This is a genomic window from Streptomyces sp. NPDC055189 (assembly GCF_053606765.1).
Genome location: NZ_JBSGSG010000005.1, coordinates 197,472 through 215,107, shown reverse-complemented (window position 1 = coordinate 215,107; position 17,636 = coordinate 197,472). Strand labels below are relative to the sequence as shown.

14 protein-coding genes are annotated in these 17,636 nt (G+C 70.7%); 7 read left to right on the top strand and 7 right to left on the bottom strand.

Annotation, left to right across the window (positions count from 1 at the left end):
• Nucleotides 1-49: 49 nt before the first annotated feature.
• Nucleotides 50-2,635 (bottom strand): ABC transporter permease, encoded by a 2,586-nt coding sequence (locus tag ACWFR3_RS06160; protein WP_453733362.1) that lies wholly within the window; start codon nt 2,633-2,635, stop codon nt 50-52.
• Complete coding sequence (locus ACWFR3_RS06155) at nt 2,632-3,420, bottom strand: ABC transporter ATP-binding protein (RefSeq protein ID WP_453733361.1); 789 nt, start codon at nt 3,418-3,420, stop codon at nt 2,632-2,634. The genes ACWFR3_RS06160 and ACWFR3_RS06155 overlap by 4 nt, the downstream gene beginning before the upstream one ends.
• A gap of 426 nt (nt 3,421-3,846) precedes the next feature.
• On the opposite strand from ACWFR3_RS06155, the gene ACWFR3_RS06150 reads away from it, so the two are divergent.
• The 3 genes from ACWFR3_RS06150 to ACWFR3_RS06140 all read left to right on the top strand — a co-directional run bounded on the left by ACWFR3_RS06150 (nt 3,847) and on the right by ACWFR3_RS06140 (nt 7,771).
• Nucleotides 3,847-5,499: an MFS transporter gene (locus ACWFR3_RS06150; protein ID WP_453733360.1), complete on the top strand. Its 1,653-nt coding sequence runs from the start codon at nt 3,847-3,849 to the stop codon at nt 5,497-5,499.
• A 122-nt stretch (nt 5,500-5,621) separates the two neighbouring features.
• Nucleotides 5,622-6,131 carry a DUF485 domain-containing protein gene (locus ACWFR3_RS06145; protein ID WP_453733359.1) on the top strand — a complete coding sequence of 170 codons (510 nt, stop codon included), beginning with the start codon at nt 5,622-5,624 and terminating at the stop codon, nt 6,129-6,131.
• Nucleotides 6,128-7,771, top strand: coding sequence for a sodium/solute symporter (locus ACWFR3_RS06140; RefSeq protein WP_453733358.1), 1,644 nt, complete (start codon nt 6,128-6,130; stop codon nt 7,769-7,771). The genes ACWFR3_RS06145 and ACWFR3_RS06140 overlap by 4 nt, the downstream gene beginning before the upstream one ends.
• Here ACWFR3_RS06140 and ACWFR3_RS06135 read toward each other — a convergent pair.
• Complete coding sequence (locus ACWFR3_RS06135; RefSeq protein WP_453733357.1) at nt 7,758-8,681, bottom strand: hypothetical protein; 924 nt, start codon at nt 8,679-8,681, stop codon at nt 7,758-7,760. The genes ACWFR3_RS06140 and ACWFR3_RS06135 overlap by 14 nt on opposite strands.
• Nucleotides 8,682-8,867: 186 nt before the next feature.
• Nucleotides 8,868-9,440 (bottom strand): flavoprotein, encoded by a 573-nt coding sequence (locus ACWFR3_RS06130; protein ID WP_453733356.1) that lies wholly within the window; start codon nt 9,438-9,440, stop codon nt 8,868-8,870.
• Between the two features lie 99 nt (nt 9,441-9,539).
• Here ACWFR3_RS06130 and ACWFR3_RS06125 point away from each other — a divergent pair, with 99 nt between their 5' ends.
• Both ACWFR3_RS06125 and ACWFR3_RS06120 read left to right on the top strand, forming a co-directional pair.
• Nucleotides 9,540-10,724 carry a helix-turn-helix domain-containing protein gene (locus ACWFR3_RS06125; RefSeq protein ID WP_453733355.1) on the top strand — a complete coding sequence of 395 codons (1,185 nt, stop codon included), beginning with the start codon at nt 9,540-9,542 and terminating at the stop codon, nt 10,722-10,724.
• A gap of 124 nt (nt 10,725-10,848) precedes the next feature.
• Nucleotides 10,849-11,001 carry a hypothetical protein gene (locus ACWFR3_RS06120; protein ID WP_453733354.1) on the top strand — a complete coding sequence of 51 codons (153 nt, stop codon included), beginning with the start codon at nt 10,849-10,851 and terminating at the stop codon, nt 10,999-11,001.
• Nucleotides 11,002-11,150: 149 nt separating this feature from the next.
• Here the strand turns inward: ACWFR3_RS06120 and ACWFR3_RS06115 are convergent, their stop codons facing one another.
• The 3 genes from ACWFR3_RS06115 to ACWFR3_RS06105 all read right to left on the bottom strand — a co-directional run bounded on the left by ACWFR3_RS06115 (nt 11,151) and on the right by ACWFR3_RS06105 (nt 16,176).
• Complete coding sequence (locus ACWFR3_RS06115; RefSeq protein WP_453733353.1) at nt 11,151-12,053, bottom strand: cellulose-binding protein; 903 nt, start codon at nt 12,051-12,053, stop codon at nt 11,151-11,153.
• A 222-nt stretch (nt 12,054-12,275) separates the two neighbouring features.
• Nucleotides 12,276-15,182 (bottom strand): SUKH-4 family immunity protein, encoded by a 2,907-nt coding sequence (locus tag ACWFR3_RS06110; RefSeq protein WP_453733352.1) that lies wholly within the window; start codon nt 15,180-15,182, stop codon nt 12,276-12,278.
• Between the two features lie 7 nt (nt 15,183-15,189).
• Nucleotides 15,190-16,176: an SMI1/KNR4 family protein gene (locus ACWFR3_RS06105; RefSeq protein ID WP_453733351.1), complete on the bottom strand. Its 987-nt coding sequence runs from the start codon at nt 16,174-16,176 to the stop codon at nt 15,190-15,192.
• Nucleotides 16,177-16,477: 301 nt separating this feature from the next.
• Between ACWFR3_RS06105 and ACWFR3_RS06100 the strand changes: the two genes are divergently transcribed.
• Entirely contained in the window at nt 16,478-17,035 is a 558-nt protein-coding gene (locus ACWFR3_RS06100; protein WP_453733350.1) for a YwqJ-related putative deaminase, read from the top strand.
• Between the two features lie 34 nt (nt 17,036-17,069).
• Entirely contained in the window at nt 17,070-17,594 is a 525-nt protein-coding gene (locus tag ACWFR3_RS06095; RefSeq protein ID WP_453733349.1) for an SUKH-3 domain-containing protein, read from the top strand.
• The last annotated feature ends 42 nt before the right edge of the window (nt 17,595-17,636 follow it).

Here is a 17,636-nt window from a genome sequence, read left to right as displayed (position 1 = left end):
GGCGCCGTAGCGCCCGCCGGGGCCGTCTCCCGCACCCCCGTGGCGGGAGCTATTCGGTCGCGATGGCGTTCAGGACGTTCATCCGGCCCGCCCGGAAGGCGGGGACGAGGGCCGCGAACAGGCCCACGAAGGCCGAGCCGATGAAGACGGTGATGATCGTCGGCCAGGGGATCTCCAGGACCTTCAGGCCCTCCAGGGCGAGCAGCTTCTGGGCCGTCGCCCCCCAGCCCATCCCCAGGCCCAGGCCCAGCAGCGCGCCGAAGAGGGCGATGACCACCGACTCCATGCGGATCATGCGGCGCAGCTGGCGGCGCGAGAGGCCGATCGCCCGCATCAGGCCGATCTCCCGGGTCCGCTCGACCACCGAGAGGGCGAGGGTGTTCACGACGCCCAGGATGGCGACGATGATCGCGAGACCGAGCAGGCCGTAGACCATGTTCAGCATCTGGCCGACCTGGTCCTTCAGGGTCTGCTTGAAGTCGGTCTGGTCCATGACCTTGTACTGCGGGTAGTCGGACATGGCCGCCTTCAGCGACTTGTACGCCGCTTCCTGCTGGCCCTTCGCCGCCTTGGCGAACATGATCTCGTTGGGCGGCATCCGGTCGGCGGGCACGTACTTCGCCGCCGTCGTGATGTTGACGTACATCGCGCCCGAGTCGATCGATGTCTCGCTCGACGTGATGGCCCGGACCGTCATCTCGCCGGTCCTGCCGTGGTCGAAGGCGAGCTTCACCTTGTCGCCCAGCGCGATGCCGTGGTCCTTGGCGAAGTCCTCGCCGACGGACATGGAGTCCGGCTTGTAGGCGTCGGCGAGCTTTCCGGCGACGGTCTCGCTGCGCAGGTCCTCGGCGTACGTCGCGTCGGCGGCGCTCAGGCCCACCTTCTTCGCGGTCTTGCCGTTCGGGGCCGTCAGGTCGGCCTTGATGTCCTTGTACTGGGTGATGTGGGCGATATGGTCGGCCTTCTCCAGGGACTTCGCGGCCTTGGGGGTGATCGCCTGGCCGTTGTTCGACTGGATGATGAAGTCCGCGCCGACCGACTTGTCGAGCTCGTCCGTCGCGGAGGCGACCATCGAGGAGCCGACCACGGAGAGGCAGGCGACCAGGGCGAGGCCGATCATCAGGGCCGCGCCGGTGGCGCCGGTGCGACGCGGGTTGCGCAGGGCGTTGCGCTCGGCCATCCGCCCCACGGGACCGAACCACCGAAGGAGTACGGCACTGATGACGCGGACCACGCCGGACGCGAGGACCGGGCCGATGACGACGAAGCCGATGAGGGTGAGGACCACGCCGCCGCCGAGCAGGAGCGAACCGTCGCTCGCCTTGTCGGCCTGCGAGGCGGAGTAGAGGCCGAAGGCGCCGGCGCCGGTGAGGACCAGGCCGATGACCGCGCGCAGGGCGCTCGCCCTGCCGTCGGCCGGGGTTCCGGCGTCGCGCAGGGCGGCCATCGGGGAGACCTTGGCGGCGCGCCGCGCGGGGAGGTAGGCGGCCAGGACGGTGACGACGATGCCCAGGACCATGCCGACCACGGGTGTCGTCCACTTGACCGTGAGGTCCTGCGTGGACAGTTCCATGCCCATGCCGGACATGAGCTGCATCAGGCCGACGGCGAGCCCGACGCCCGCGCCGACCCCGAGGACCGAGCCGATGACGCCGAGCATCAGGGCCTCGACGAGCACGGAGCGGTTGACCTGCTTGCGGCTGGAGCCGATGGCCCGCATCAGGCCGATCTCGCGGGTGCGCTGGGCGACCAGCATCGAGAAGGTGTTGATGATGAGGAAGATGCCGACGAGGAAGGCGATTCCGGCGAAGCCGAGCATCGCGTACTTCATGACGTCCAGGAAGCCGCTGACGCTCTCGCGGTTGTCGTCCGAACTCTCCTGCTGCGTCTTGACCTTGTACGCGGAGGCGTCCGCGCCCATGGCCCCGGCCACGTTCCGCTTGAGCACCGCGTCACTGACGCCCGCCTCGGCGGTGACGTTGACGTGCGTGAACCGGCCGGTGGCGCCGAGGAGTTCGCGCTGTGCGGTCGGGGTGTCGAAGTAGACGATCGCGGCACCGGGGTTGGTTACCTTGAAGGTGGCGATGCCGGAGATCTTGGCGGTGTGGTCGCCGGTGACGGCGATGGTGCGCAGCTCGTCACCGATCTTGAGGTCGTGCTTGTCGGCGGTGTCGGCGTCGACCATCACGTCGGTGGGTCCGCGCGGGGCGTGCCCGGAGGTGATGTCCATCGAACGCAGGTCGTTGTGCGTCCAGTTGCCCGCGATGGTCGGTCCGCCGCTGGTCGGGCCGACGTTGTCCTTCTTCGCGTCGACGACGGTGACGCTCTCGCTGCTGACCGCGCCCTCGGCGGACTTGGCGCCCTGCGCCTTCTTCGCCTGCTCGACGACCGACGCGGGCATCGACTCGGGCTTGCCCGTGTCGGGGCTGTCGCCGGGGTCGGTCGCGGACTTGGAGGTGACGGTGACGTCGGCGGACGTGGCGGCGAAGAGCTTGTCGAACGTCGTGTTCATCGTGTCGGAGAAGACGAGCGTGCCGCAGACGAACGCCACCGACAGGATCACGGCCACGGCGGAGAGCGCCATGCGGCCCTTGTGCGCGAAGAAGTTGCGCATGGAGGTCTTGAGGACGGTCATGACGTACGCCCCCGCGCGTCGAAGTCCTTCATGCGGTCAAGGACGGACTCGGCGGTCGGCGAGTACATCTCGTCGACGATGCGGCCGTCCGCGAGATACAGGACGCGGTCCGCGTACGAGGCGGCGACCGGGTCGTGCGTGACCATCACGATGGTCTGGCCGAGCTCGGTCACCGACTTGCGCAGGAAGCCCAACACCTCGGCGCCCGCACGGGAGTCGAGGTTTCCGGTCGGCTCGTCACCGAAGATGATCTCGGGGCGTGCGGCCAGGGCGCGGGCCACGGCGACGCGCTGCTGCTGGCCCCCGGAGAGCTCGGTGGGGCGGTGCTTGAGGCGGCCCGCGAGACCGACGGTCTCCACGACCTGGTCGAGCCAGCCGCGGTCGGGCTTACGGCCCGCTATGTCCATCGGGAGCGTGATGTTCTCGATGGCGTTGAGCGTCGGAAGCAGGTTGAACGCCTGGAAGATGAAGCCGATCCGGTCCCGGCGCAGCTGCGTGAGCTTCTTGTCCTTGAGGCCGGTGATCTCGGTCTCGTCGAGGTAGATCTGCCCGGAGGAGACGGTGTCGAGGCCCGCGAGGCAGTGCATCAGGGTCGACTTGCCGGAGCCGGAAGGACCCATGATCGCGGTGAACTGCCCGCGTGCGATGTCCACGTCGATCTCGTCGAGCGCGACGACCCGGGTCTCCCCGGTCCCGTACGCCTTCACGACCTGGCGCGCCCGTGCCGCCACGGCCGTACGCCCTCCAGTGCCCCCGTGCCTGGGAATGGTTACAGCCGATGTCACGGTAAGTCTCCTAAGTCGGTTACGCGGTAGGTCAGGTGTGTTCGCCGCGCATAAAGATTCTGGTCGTCCGACGGCCCGAGCACCCTGGTGCCCGGCGCAGTCTTCTGCTGGGGAAAACCCCACCCCCGAAGGTGTGGCCGGCCGGACCCGGGCGCTCCCCGGCCCGGCCCCGGGGCGACTTCCCCGGCCCGCCCCGTCGGCATAAAGCCAATCTAAGAAGCGCCCGCGGCCTTCTCGTCCTCCGGCAGTACGAACGCTCCCCGGTCCGTAGTACGGAGGATCCCTTAGGGGATCTCCACCTCCCGGTGGAGCCGTTCTCGGGGTCGCTCCACCCTCCTGCCGAGCGGACACCGGCCCACCTGCCGGGATGCTCTCCACCCCTGCCCCCGACGCGCACCGGGTGAGATGGTGAGCCGGAACAAATAGATGCAGGGGGAAGGAATCTCGGTGGACGCGGACGGCAACCCCAATACGTCGGGCGCGGAGACGTCGGACGCGTCGGGCGCGGATACGTCGGGCGCGGACGGCATACGGCGGCGCCGCGGCCCCGTCGTCGCCGCCCTCATGCTCGCCATGGCGCTCGCCGCCCTGGACTCCACGATCGTCTCGACCGCCATCCCGCAGATCGTCGGCGACCTCGGCGGCTTCTCCGTCTTCTCCTGGCTCTTCTCCGGCTATCTGCTCGCCGTCACCGTCACCCTGCCCATCTACGGCAAGCTCTCCGACACCTTCGGCCGCAAGCCCGTCCTCATCGCGGGCAGCATCCTCTTCCTGCTCGGCTCGGCCCTGTGCGCCGTGGCCTGGAACATGGGCGCGCTCATCGCCTTCCGCGTCGTCCAGGGCCTGGGCGGCGGCGCGCTCCAGGGGACGGTGCAGACACTGGCCGCCGACCTCTACCCGCTCAAGGAACGCCCCAAGATCCAGGCCAAGTTGTCCACCGTATGGGCCACTTCGTCGATAGCGGGCCCCGCGCTCGGCGGCCTGATCGCCGCGTACGCCGACTGGCGCTGGATCTTCCTGATCAACCTGCCCATCGGCGCGGTCGCCCTCTGGCTGATCGTGCGCCACCTGCACGAGCCCGAGCGCGCGGCGGTCACCCGGGGGCGCATCGACTGGGCCGGCGCGCTCACCGTCTTCGCCTGCGGCGGCATCCTGCTCACCGCGCTCGTGCAGGGCGGCGTCGCCTGGGGCTGGCTGTCCCCGCAGTCGCTCGCGCTGTTCGCGGGCGGACTGCTGCTCGCCGGAGCCGTCGTGGTCATCGAGCGGCGCGCGGCGGAGCCGATCATCCCCGGCTGGGTCTGGCGCAGGCCCACCATCGTGGCGGTCAACCTCGCGCTCGGCGCACTCGGCCTCCTGATGGTCGCACCCACGGTCTTCCTGCCCACGTACGCCCAGTCCGTGCTCGGCCTCGCGCCGATCGCCGCCGGGTTCGTGCTCTCCGTGATGACGCTGAGCTGGCCGGTATCGGCCGCCCTGAGCCAGCACGTCTACCGCAGGCTCGGCTTCCGGGACACGGCGCTCATCGGTATCGGCGGGGCGGCGCTCTTCCTCTTCGCGTTCCCGTTCCTGCCCTATCCGGGGCAGGCCTGGCAACCGGCCCTGATCATGCTGCTCCTCGGCGCGGCACTCGGCCTCTTCCAACTGCCGCTGATCGTGGGGGTGCAGTCCACCGTCGGCTGGTCCGAGCGCGGCACGGCCACCGCGTCCATCCTCTTCTGCCGCCAGATAGGCCAGACGCTCGGCGCCGCCCTCTTCGGCGCGGTCGCCAACGGGGTCCTCACCGCACGGCTCGGCGGCGCGGGCTCCCTGGACTCGGTGGCGCACGCCCTGGAGAACCCGGCCTCCGTCGCCGACCCCGAACGGCTGCGCCGCGCGGTCGACTCGGCGGTGGACACGGTGTACGTGGGGGCGGGTTGCGCGGCGGTCATCGCACTCCTCGTACTGGTGTTCCTGGCCCCTCGGCGCTTCCCGGTAATCGGTGCGCAGGGCCCGGAAAACGGGACGGCACAGGCCCCGGAGAGCAGGGAGAACGCCGAACAGGCCCCGCGCGAAAGCCCCCTGAACAGACCGGCCGAATAGACCGACCACCCAGTATGTGCAAAACCTTACGCGGCTCTACTACTTACAAGTAACGTGCTCGATCCTCACCTCTCGCTCCCTGCGGTCCCGCACCGGACCGACGCCGCGCAAGGAGAACCGGGATGTCCTACCCTCACCAGCCCCAACGCCCCGACCGCTCCCAGCAACCCGACCGCTCACAGCCGCCCGCCCACCCCCGGGAACCACACCACCCCCACCACGCCTACCGCCCCCACCTCCCCCCGCACCACTCCTCCCCCTCCTACCCCACCTATCCCTGGCAGCCCGTCGCACCGCCCCCTCCCCCGCCGCGCCCCCGGCTCCCCCGCCACCCCGCACTCGGCCGCCACAGCGACCTGCGCCATCTGCGCAGCGCCTACCGCTGGCAGCGCCGCGTCGCCACCCTCACCGCGCTCGGCTACTTCACGCTCTTCCTGATCCTCTCCGCCTTCGCCCCGTCCCTGATGACGGACCCGGTCTCCGGCGGCCTGACCACCGGCCTGCTGCTCGGCCTGTGCCAGGTCCCCGTCACCCTCGTCGCCATAGCGCTGTACGAGTACACGGCCCGCCGCAGGGTCGATCCGCTGTCCGAACGGCTGCGCAAACTGGCGGAGTTGGAGGCCAACCGATGAGCTCCGACACCGCTCCCGTGGCCCCCTGCGTCACGCTGGCCGCCGACTCGGCCCAGGCCATGTCCCTGGTGGCGTTCACCGCCGTCGTCACGCTCACGCTGCTCCTGTGCGTCATGACGGGCCCCGACCGCGACAATCTCGGCGAGTTCTACGCGGGTTACGGTGCGCTTTCGCCGATGCGCAACGGACTTGCCATCGCGGGCGACTACATCTCGGCGGCGACCGTCCTCGGCACGGGCGGAATCATCGCGCTCCTCGGGTACGACGGGGTGGTCCTGGCCCTGAGCACGGCCCTGTCCCTGATGCTCCTGATGTTCCTGCTGGCCGAACCCCTGCGTAACGCGGGCCAGTTCACCATGGGCGACGTACTGGCCCGCAGGATGCCGGGCCGCGCCGTACGGATCACGGCCTGCGCGGCGACCCTCGCCGCGCTCATCCCCCTCATGCTGGTGCAACTCGCGGGCGCGGGCGACCTCCTCTCCTTCATCCTCGGCTTCTCCGGCGAGGGCGTGAAGACGGGCTGCGTCGTCGCACTCGGCGCGCTCATGATCAGCTACGCGGCGATCGGCGGCATGAAGGGCACCGCCCTCATCCAGATCCTGAAGATCGTGATGCTGCTCGGCTCCGGAGTGGTCATCGCCGCCCTGATCCTGCGCCGCTTCGACTGGGACGTCGGCGCCCTTCTGGCAGCCGCCCAGAAGGGCAGCGGGGCGGGCCCGGCGTTCCTCCAGTCAGGGCTCCAGTTCTCCGGAGGCCCGCACCCCGGCCTGGACATGATCAGTTCGGAGCTGACGGTCGTACTCGGCGGCGCCTGCCTGCCGCACGTCACGATGCGGATGTACACGGCGCGCAGCGCGCAGGAAGTGCGCCGGTCCATGTCGTGGGCGGTGTCGTCGGTGGCGCTCTTCGTCGTCATCATCGCGATCGTCGGCTTCGGCGCGACGGCGATGGTCGGCCGGGCGGCGATCGCACAGGCGGACCCGCAGGGCAACACGGCGTACCTCCTCGGCTCCAGGGCGGTGTTCGGCGCCAACGCCTCCACGGCGGAGACCCTGATCTTCACGACGGTCACCACGGCGATCTTCCTGACCCTGCTCGCCTCGGTCGCCGGCATGATCCTGGCCTGCGCCAACTCCCTGGCCCACGACGTCTTCGCCCACCTGCGCCTGCGCAGGGAACTCACCCCGCGCCGCGAGATGACACTGGCCCGCATCTCGGCGCTGGCCGTGGGAGGCGTGGCGATCGTCCTGGCGGTCATGGTCCAGCACCACAACCTGCAACCGCTGGTCACCCTCTCCTTCTGCCTGGGCGCATCGGCGCTGGCCCCGGCACTGGTCTACAGCCTCTTCTGGCGCCGCTACACCCGCAGGGGCCTGCTGTGGACCCTGATCGGCGGCACCGTCGGCTCCGTCATCATCATGACGGGCACCAACCTGGTCTCGGGCTCCCCCACGTCGGCCTTCCCGAACCACGACTTCAACTGGTTCCCCTTCACCACCACAGGCATCGCCTCCATCCCCCTCGGCTTCCTCCTGGGCTGGCTGGGCACGGTGTCATCGGGCCCAAGAGAGTCGGACGAACAGCGCAGGCGATACGAGGCGGTGGAGGGCTGGATCTTGGCGGGGATCAAGCGGGGGTGAGCGGTTGGAGGGCTCGGCCGGAGGCAGCCTTGGCGTCACACAGCGCCGCCCGCACGGCGGCGACTCCGCGCGTGAGCGCTGTACCGCTGCCCACCTGAGGCTGGACTGCAGATTCGGCCCGCGCAGGACCGCATGCCGGACACCAATCCTCCTCCGCCACTGGCAGGAAGAGATACGGCTGGGTGTGCTTCCCCGCGCACTCCCTCATCCGCGCTACACGCGGTTCGGTTTCAGGCGGCACGGCGACGGAAGGCGAGGGGCAGCGCAGAAGATGGCGCACCAGGCCACCAGGGTGATGGATTTCCTGGCCGAACGCAGGCAGCCCGCGGCGTACGACATCTCGCACATCTTCGACGGAATGCCCGAGCCTCAGCCACTCGGCCGCCTGCACCGCGAGATGCGGCAGCATGCCGCGCGGCACACGCAGGCGGGGGTCGAGCAAGTGCAACTCCTCGACGACGCGAAAGGCATCGACGCTCACAACGCCTTCGCCTTCGGCTTCGGCTTCGGCTTCGACAGGTGGATGGAAGGTGTTTCCTGCGGGGTTGCCCTTGGGAAGACGGCCGACGGCCCGGCCGATCGGCCCACCGGCGGCCGGTTCCCCGACCGTCGGGTCAGCAGCCGCGTCGCCGTCCCGCACCGAAGCCGCGTCCGCACCACTCAGCGAAACACTGGAGACCAGTTGCCGAGTCGTCCAACGCCCACGAAGACCCTGCTCACGCCACTCGTGGAAGTATCCCTCGGCCTTCAACTCCCGCTTGGCGCGGAGGAATGCACACTTTCCGATACCCGCGCGTTCCGCGGTTCGGGAGAGAGAATCCTTGGCGTCAGCGGGTAGCGACAGTTGCCAGGTCAGCAACCGAACGGCATCGGAGGAGAGACGGGGATGACGGATGATTTCGTTCGGCACCTGCGAGAAGAAACGGGCAGGGGCGATAGCATGACGAAGCATTTCCCGGTGGTCCTGTCCACTGGTGATGAAGGCCCTCGGCGCCGGGTGCGAACCGGCGACGGGGGCCGCCTCACATCCAGCGCGAAACGGATACATGAGGCAAGCTGACGCGCTCACCGTACAGGAACTCCCGTATACGTTCAGTTACTTCGGGTGACTGCCGCTGATGGGAAGCCTCTTCGCAATGGCAGCCGCCGCAGTCAGGGCCTGGTCCCATGGATAGGCATCCGGCTTGCCTGTACCAGGCTCGTTCGGTACGAACCCTCCTTCGCCGTAGAGCACTTGGACTCCCATGGCCCGCAGCTCGTCGACGCTCCGCGCAAACTGTCTGTGTTTCACGTATGCCGCGTTCACGCATGGCATCGTGATGAGCGGGATGCCCTTGCCGATGCCCTCAGCAACGAATCCAACGACGAACTTGTCCGTGATGCCCTGAGCCCACTGGTTGAGGGTGTTGAACGTCGCGGGTGCAAGGATCGCCACATCCGCGCGCGGCCAGACGTCCGGCTCCGTCGGCAATTTGTACCGGCTGCGCACCGGATGCCCGGTAAGCGCCTCCAAATCGTTCAGCTCGTTCGCGAGCCACTCGGCAGCGGTGGGCGTAAGACCGAGACAGACGTCCCAGCCCTCCGACTGCGCGGTCGCGATGACCCGGCGGACGTCGAGCACGGGCGGGGCGGCGCTTCCCAGCAGGTAGAGCACACGATTCGCGGTCATGCGGGTAGTCCACCCTCACGGGGGTCGTACTCGCAACTTCCATCCCCGCGCGGCGCCGGGCCGAGTAGCGTCGCCCACCAGTCCCGAAAGGCGGCCCGGATGGTGCTTCCCGACGATGAACACACCGGCATGCGCATCGCCCACCACCGCAAGCGGGCCGGCCTCACTCAGCACGGCCTCACGCAGAAGATTCCGTACTCCTACAGCCTGCTGACTCAGGTGGAGAGCGGGCACAAACCCGCAAGTCCCGACCTCGTAGCTGCCGTCGCTCACGCTCTGCGCATCGATGTCACCGCACTCACCGGGCAGCCGTACACCACGGAGCTCCAACAGGACCGACTCGCAGAGTTGATCCGTCCGATCCGCGAATCCCTCGATCTGTACGACCTGGGTGAGGATCCGCAGGTTGCCCACCGCCCTGAGGCGTATCTGGTGACAGCGGCCGACGCCTTGTGCCGTCATGTGCGGGCAGGCGACATCCACGCCGCCGCAGCCTCACTGCCCGACGTCATCACCGAGATCACGACGGCCGCACACCGTGCCCCCTCCAGCCAGTTGTGGGCCGCCCTGGCGAGCACCTATCGCACCGCTCATGATCTCGCGGTGAAACTCGGCTACTACGATCTGTCGACGGTGGCGCTCGATCGCATGGACTGGGCGGCGATGCGAGCCTCCGACCCGCTGCTCGCTGCCGTCCGCCAGTACATGCGCGCCTTGGTCTATTTCCGCGAAGGCGCCAACTCGATCGGTGAGCGGCTCATCGATGCCGGACATGGTCTCGCCGGGCAGGCACCCGAAGGCCGTGAGCGCTCGGTGGTGACGGGCCAACTTCATCTCGGCGCGTGCATCATCGCCGCACGCGCAGGAAATGGGCAGGCCGCCGACATGCATCTCGCCGAAGCCCGCGGTCAGGCCGAACGCACCGGTGAGGCCGTTGACATTCACTGGCTGTCGTTCGGCCCCACCAATGTCATCGCTCACGGCGTATCCGCAAGCATCGAGATGCACGAGTACGGCACGGCACTTCGAAGCGCGGAGCAGATGACCATCCCGCGCGAATGGGCAATCTCCCGTACCGCCCATTTCTATGTGGACCGCGCACGCGCGCAGATGGAGACGGGGCGGTCCGAAGCGTCGCTGAAGTCCCTCCTCGCGGCTCGGCGTATGGCACCCCAGCAGACCCGCTATCACTCCGGCGCCCGTGAGACCGTCCGAGGCCTGGTCCACCTCGCGCGTCGCACGCCCGAGACTCTCGATCACCTGGCCTCTTGGGTCGGCCTTTAGATCAACGGCATCTGCACCGACACCCCTCGGCTTTCACTCGACTGTGAAAGCCGAGGGGTGTCCACGTCGTCAATATGACGGTCAGCAGTGAAATACCTCGCTACGACCGGAAAAGGTGAGCGCCATGCCCGCTGATGTACCCGAGTCCATCGTGAAGTGCGACAACTGCACCGCGATCGTCCTGTGGGACACAAAGAAGGAAGGTGACGAATGCATCCACTGCAACAAGCCGATCAGGCCCGCAGTGGACAAGCCCGAAACAGCAGGTGCCCTGTGAGCGAGCCCGCTCCGGCCTAGCTCATCGCACGAAAGTCCCTGCGCCACGCCGCATTCCGGGGCACGACGCAGGGACTTTCCTGCAATCGGCAGAGCGTCGCGGCTCGCGTCCGCCACAGCGGGGCGGGTGGGGGGTGGGGGGTGGGGAGCCTAAGGCGCGCCCTCAGCCGCAGCCCGCCCAGTCAGCGCAGCGAGACTGCTCCGCACATGCTCCATGTGCGCCCGAACCTCATCCCACTCCTCCCCGTGCTCCCGCAACATCCGCTCGGTATCCCGGACGATCCCTTCCTCCCGCACCCCCGCGGCAGCGATCAACTCCGCCCCCCGCGCCTCCGCGTCCTCCTGCCCGTGCCGGGCGGACTCCTCCGCCTCGACGCAGGCCCGCTTCGCCTCGGAGAGGCGTTCCTCCGCGGCGGCCACCAGCGAAGCCTCCCGCGCCTCCGCCTCAGCTTCCCGAGCAGCGATCTCCCGCTCGGCGGCCTCCCACCGCTCGGCCTGCTCCTTCTCCTGCTCCTCAAGCAGCGCGGCGCTGCGCTCCCGCGTCTCCCGCAGCGCGGCAAGAGCCTCGCCCCGCCACTCCTTGACGTCGTGGCGGGCCCCGATCCGCGACTCGTCCGCGACGGCACGGGCGGCGAGCAGCCGCTGCCGGGCCCGCTCGTCGGCCTCGCCGAGGATCTCGTCGGCGTACGCGCGAGCCGCCTCACGCAGCTTCCGCGACTCCGCGTCGGCCGCCTCCGCCACACCCTGCGCGTCGGCCTCCGCCGCCTCCCGCACGGCGACGGCCTCCGCCTCGCCCAGGGCCAGGATCTTCTGCGCGCGCTCGCCAAGTTCCTCGTACGTCTGCGGGGCGAGCCGCGAGACCACGTCCCGCAGCCGCTCCGCCTCGGCCTCCATCTCCTTGGCGAGGACGGTGAGCCGGGCGGCGCGTTCCCATGCGCCGTCGCGGTCCTCGGACAGTTCGAGGGCGTACGCGTCCACCTGCTCGGGACGGTAGCCACCACGCCCGCGCACGGTGACGAAACCGTGCTCCGAGGACGTTGCACCGCTGCTCATCGTTGAATCCCTCCTCCGACGCACCACGCGCGTACTACGCGATTGGCGCACATCTTGATGGATCAAGCTGAAGCGCTCATAACGCGACACTCCGCGCATCTCATCCGCTCAAGGATGCTCCATTTGCCACCAGAAGTCGGAATCGGGGGTGCGGCGGCCCAGAAAACGCGAGAGGCGCCCGACCCGGGCAAGGGGTCGAGCGCCTCGTTCACCACGGCGGGGCTACAGCAGGCCGTCCCACATCTGCTCGAGGAGCACCGACCACCAGCTCTCCGGCGACGCGAGCGCCGCCGGGTCGAGTGCCGCCAGCTGGCCCTGGAAGTCGACGGTCCAGCGGCCCGCCTGCTCCTGGTTGAGCCCGAAGCGCAGCCGCCACATACGGCCGAGCAGCGCCAGGCAGCGCGCGAACTCGGGCAGGCCCGTGTTCACGAACTGCGGCGGCACCGGAGCACCGCCGGGACCGGCCTCCACCGGCACGGCGACGATGTTCGCCGTGCCGTACTGGACGCAGATCGCGCGGCCGAAGTCGCTGCCCATCACCAGATACGAACCGGCGTCCGACGCCGGCTGCACCCCGCGCTCCTGCGCCGTCTCGGCGAGGGTCGGCACCGGACGTCCCGGCTGGGCCTGCGCCCAGAAGAACGGCCCGAAGTCGACGGGCAGGCCCGCCACGACGAGCGTGTGCGCCACGAGATCGGGCACACCCTGCCGGGAGACCGCCCGCTGGTCGAAGCGGAAGATGCCGGGCCCGAACGCGGCCGCCAGCTCCTGCGCCACACCCTCCGGCGGGATCGGCGGCGCGGGCTGCACCTGCGGCAGCGGCGCGCGTACCGGAGCGGGGCGCGCGGGACCGTCCGCGACCTGGTGCAGCTCGGCCTGGTGCGCGATGAGCTGCTGCATGCCGCCCTGCCGGGACGCGTGGTCCCTGCCGTACGGGGCGATGCTCGTGATCCGCGCCTGCGGCCAGGTCTCCCGGATCATGCGGGCGCAGTACGCGCCGGGCAGCTCGCAGGACTCCAGCTCCGTGTGGAGTTCGAGGACCTGCTGCGGCGGCACGTTCATGCCGCGCAGCTCGTGCAGGATCTGCCACTCCGGGTGCGGCGTGCCGGGCGCCGAGCGGCGGATGAGCTGCTGCTCGGAGCCGTCTTGCGCGCGGTAACGGAGCACGGCCTGGTAGCCGGGGCCGACGGTCGGCTGCCCCGTGGGCGGCTGCGGGTAGCCGTAGGGCTGGCCCGGCGCGGGCTGACCCGGTGCCGGGGGCGGCATGCCGGGAGCACCGGGGGCGCCGGGAGCACCGGGGGCCTGCGGCGGCATGGGCGCGCCGGGGCCGCCGACCGCCGGTCCGGCCAGCATGGTCGCGGCGTGGTGGACGCCGCCGCCGGGAGCGCCGGGGGCGCCGGGAGCGCCGGGCGGTTGCGGGGCACCCGGAGCGCCGGGGGCGCCGGGCGGGCCGGGCGGCTGCGGGGCACCGGGAGCACCCGGCGGTTTGATCCCGCCGGGGCCACCGAGGCTCGGGTCGGCCAGCATCGTCGCGGCATGGTGCACGCCACCGGGAGGCGTACCCGGAGCACCGGGCGGACCGGGAGGCTGCGGAGCACCCGGAGCGCCGGGCGGGCCGGGCGGCTGAGGAGCACCCGGAGCGCCGGGCGGACCGGGCGGCTGCGGGGCGCCGGGAGCGCCCGGAGCACCCGGCGGCTTGATCCCGCCGGGGCCGCCCAGGCTCGGGTCGGCCAGCATCGTCGCCGCGTGGTGCACGCCACCGGGGGGCGGCGGGGTGCTGCCGGGCGGCTGCGGCGCGTCCGGAGCCGCGGGCGGCTGAGGTCCGTCGGGACCGAGCGACGAGACGAGCTGCGTGGGGACGTAACCGCCCGCCGGGGTACCCGGAGCACCGGGCCCGGACGGCGGCGGCGTACCTCCGGCGGCACCCGCGCCGGGAACCCCCGGAGCGCCGGGAGGCGGCGGCGTACTCGCACCGCTCCCACGGGCACCGCGCGGCGGAGCCTGCGCCTTGCTGGTCGCGGCGTCGGCGATGTCCCCTGCGCCGGGCGGCACGGGGCGCTGGGCGGCGGCGGGCGCGGGACCCTGCGGATAGCCGTACGCGGCCGGGTCCGGAGCGCTGACGCCCGGAGCGCTGACGCCCGGAGGCGGCGGCATGTTCACGGCGGCACCGGCGGGCGGCGGCATGTTCACCGCGGCACCGGCGGGCGGCGGCGGCATGTTGGGCCCCGGAGCTCCCGGACCCGCCGGGGGCTGCGCGCCGGGCCCGCCCGGGTAGCCGTACGCGGACGCGTCCGGCGCACCGGCACCCGGCGGCGGCGACTGGTTCGGGCCGTCGAGCGCGGGCGCCACCGTCGTCGACGGAAGGCCGCTGCCGCCGTGCATCAGCGCGGTCTTGGCCTCCGGCGCCACACCGGGCGGCGGAGTGTCATCATCGTCGCCACCGACCAGCGGCGGCGCGAAGACCGTCGCGGGCGCCGGCACCGAACGGTCGTCGCCCGTATCGGCGTTGGTGTCCGTACCCGCCCACGGGGTGGCCCCGACGGGCGCGTCCGACGCACCGGCCGCGGGCCACGGCGTACCGCCACCGGGCGCTTCGGGCCCGGCGGCAGCCGCGGGGGCGACGGGCGCGGCAGGAGCAGAAGGCGCAGACGGTGCACCCGGCGCAGAAGGCGCAGTCGGTACACGCGGCGCAGAAGGCGCCGCAGCGCTCGCGGACGCCGACGAACCCGCCGACCCCGCCCTGCGATCCGGAATGCCCAGCTTGTCCGCCGCCTCCTGGAGCCACTCCGGGGGGCTCAACAGGAACGACGTCTGATTCAGGTCGACCCGCTCCGGCGCGGGCGGCGCCGCATCCTCCGGCGCCGCGTCCGGGAGGCCGTACTCCTCTTCGTACCGGCGGATCACCTCACCGACCGGCAGACCCGGCCAGAGCGTGGCCTCACCGCTGTCCCGTGCGATGACGAGCCGCTGACGGCCGCCGTCGGACACCGGACCGTTCTCACGATCCTCCGCCCACACGACGAACCCGAGCTCGAACTCCCTTACCCGCACCTCACGATGCTGGTAGCCGGGCACATCGGCGTTGATCCACTCCTCGGCGCGCTCCTGCGCCTGCGCGAAGGTCACCATCGACAAGTCACTCCCCCACCGGGACGGCGCGCGCGAAGCCGCCGTCCACCATCAGGTTCGCCACGGTCTCCAACTCCGGCGGATTGCCCGCGAGACGGGACAAGAACGCGTCGAAGTCGTCACCGCACGGCAGCAGCAGCCGCTCCACCCGCTCGGCGGGTGCCCACGCGGCCGTCTCCGATACGTCCCGTGCGTCGTCGTACGCGCAGAACCACACCGACCCGATCCGGTCACCCTTGACCTTCACGGCGAGAATGCCGCCCTGCACGAAACCGACTCCCAGATAATCCTTGGTGAGATGGTCCCGCAGGCATTTGTTCACGTACACCAGGTCGTTGACCGCGGCCTCGTCCCGCACCGTGAAGAACGGCTGGTCGATCAGGAGACCGAGCTCCGCGTCCAGCGCCGTACCCACCGGCGCGCAGCCGCCCGCCGCCTTCAGGAAGGAACGGTAGGCGCCCGGCAGCCGGTAACCCAAGTCCTCCTCGACGCCCAGAACGTCCTGCTCGCTCACCGCGACCGCCGACTTCGGCAGCGCGAGATGCGCGGGCCGCGTCTCCTGGAGCGGACGCGTACCCCTCTTGTTCTGGTCCACCGGCGTCGTCGCGAGCCCGCCGTGATGCCGCAGCAGCGCCTTCACCTCGACCGGGACCAGCTCAAGACGCCGGCCGCCGGGCACGTGGTGCCAGGTCCAGCCGTGCGGGGTCGCCACCGGCGGAATCGTGTCCCACAGGTCATGGTCCGCCGCGGCCATCGCCGCGTTCGCGGAGACGTAGTCCGTCAGGCGCAGCTCGTCGACACCGAACCCCTCCGGTGGCTCGGCGATCTCGGCGGCCGCACGCGCGTAGGCCGAGAAATCCGGATAGCCGTGCTCGTCGACGCGCACACCTCTGGGATGGCGCGTGGCCCGGACCGGATCCGGGAAGTGCACGACCTGCCCGGCGTAGGCCGCGTTCGGCGGCGCGGCTTGCTGCCCCAGCCGACCTGTCGTCATGGCGGTTGCCCCCTGCGGCACTGTTAATGGTTCTGCGGATCGCTGTACATCGCATCTGCGTACTTCGTCCTGCGTTCCGCGGTCTGCGGATGTCGACAGCCTATGCGCAAGCACGACACCGGTCACCGGGCCTCCGGTTCCATGACCAGCAGCCACCGGACCGTCACCGTACGACGAAAGCCAGGCGTGTCGCGGTGCCCCAGCTTCCGCACCACCCGCCCCATTTGGCAGGCTGTCACCGCAACGCGGGGGCGTGGCACACGCGGTCACTACCGCGAGTTGCGGGGAGGGAAGCACCACCATGCACACGGCACAGACCGGCACGACCGGCCGCCCGGCGGCCACGACGGCGCCCTCGGCGACCGCCGGGAACCCCACCGACGCGGGTGATCCACGCGTCGGCTGGAGCAGCACCTCCGCGCACGCACCCGTACTGCGCCAGCGCCGCGACGGGATACTTCCCACCGTCGCCGCCGCGCTCTCCGTACGCGGCGCGACCCTCACCTGTACCGCGGGGCGCGGCGAAGAACCTCCCGCTCTGCACCCACTCGTACAGGACTTCCTCGACACCCTCACAAGCGGCCAGCGCGAACGCTTCACCGGCAGGTGCGCCGAGGCCATCCTCATCTCGCGCCACCTCACCGCGGCCGACGGCAGCCGCTCCAAACGCGCGGCACGAAAACCGATGACCAACGGCGAGGCCCGCAAGGCCCTCAAGCACGCCAAGCTCACCACCCGCCGCATCCGCGAGGACGGCGACCCCCTGCACGGCGGCTTCGCCCGCCCCTGCCGCTCCTGCACCGCCCTCACAGCGCACTTCGGCGTACGGATCGTGGACCCCACGACGCCGGAAGCCTGAACCCGTACCGAGCCGCGAAACACAACGAGGGCCCATGCACACGGAACAGCAGCACACCGAGAACCCCGCTCCCCAGAGCGCCGCGTCACCCCGCTTCCCCGTACCCGTCGACGCCGCCCTGCGCGCCGCCGGCTGGACCCCCGGACGCTGGGACATAAAGCAGGCCGAGATCTGGGCGGACGTCCTGCGCCGCCACACCTCGCCCGCCGGGCACCAGCACGCCGTCTTCCCCGCCGCCGTCGAGGCGTGGGCCGAGTTCGGCGGACTGCACATCACGCCGCAGGGCCCCGGCCGCCACATAGCGCCCGCCACCGTGCACCTGGATCCCCTGTACGGACTCCACCTGGCCCGCACCCTGGGCGACCTGGGCCGCGCCCTGGACACCGAGGTGTGCCCCATAGGAGAGGAGACGGAGACCCAGGCGCTCCTCGCCATCGACGCGGAAGGCCGCGTCTTCAGCCTCGACCACAGCGGCGACTGGTACCTCGGCTCCCACATCGACGAGGCCCTCGCCACCCTGGCATCGGGCACCCAGCCGGAACGCCTCAAGGCGGGCTGAGGCGATCCGGGCGAGGGCTCGGGACCAAGCCCGATACCACGC

Bases quoted from the DNA above. Each gene is read 5' to 3' on its own strand.
- ACWFR3_RS06150 (WP_453733360.1), top strand. From the start codon at position 3,847: ATGCAGGGGGAAGGAATCTCGGTGGACGCGGACGGCAACCCCAATACG.
- ACWFR3_RS06115 (WP_453733353.1), bottom strand. From the start codon at position 12,053: ATGAGCAGCGGTGCAACGTCCTCGGAGCACGGTTTCGTCACCGTGCGC.
- ACWFR3_RS06145 (WP_453733359.1), top strand. From the start codon at position 5,622: ATGTCCTACCCTCACCAGCCCCAACGCCCCGACCGCTCCCAGCAACCC.
- ACWFR3_RS06105 (WP_453733351.1), bottom strand. From the start codon at position 16,176: ATGACGACAGGTCGGCTGGGGCAGCAAGCCGCGCCGCCGAACGCGGCC.
- ACWFR3_RS06110 (WP_453733352.1), bottom strand. From the start codon at position 15,182: ATGGTGACCTTCGCGCAGGCGCAGGAGCGCGCCGAGGAGTGGATCAAC.
- ACWFR3_RS06125 (WP_453733355.1), top strand. From the start codon at position 9,540: ATGGTGCTTCCCGACGATGAACACACCGGCATGCGCATCGCCCACCAC.
- ACWFR3_RS06160 (WP_453733362.1), bottom strand. From the start codon at position 2,635: ATGACCGTCCTCAAGACCTCCATGCGCAACTTCTTCGCGCACAAGGGC.
- ACWFR3_RS06095 (WP_453733349.1), top strand. From the start codon at position 17,070: ATGCACACGGAACAGCAGCACACCGAGAACCCCGCTCCCCAGAGCGCC.
- ACWFR3_RS06120 (WP_453733354.1), top strand. From the start codon at position 10,849: ATGCCCGCTGATGTACCCGAGTCCATCGTGAAGTGCGACAACTGCACC.
- ACWFR3_RS06140 (WP_453733358.1), top strand. From the start codon at position 6,128: ATGAGCTCCGACACCGCTCCCGTGGCCCCCTGCGTCACGCTGGCCGCC.
- ACWFR3_RS06100 (WP_453733350.1), top strand. From the start codon at position 16,478: ATGCACACGGCACAGACCGGCACGACCGGCCGCCCGGCGGCCACGACG.
- ACWFR3_RS06130 (WP_453733356.1), bottom strand. From the start codon at position 9,440: ATGACCGCGAATCGTGTGCTCTACCTGCTGGGAAGCGCCGCCCCGCCC.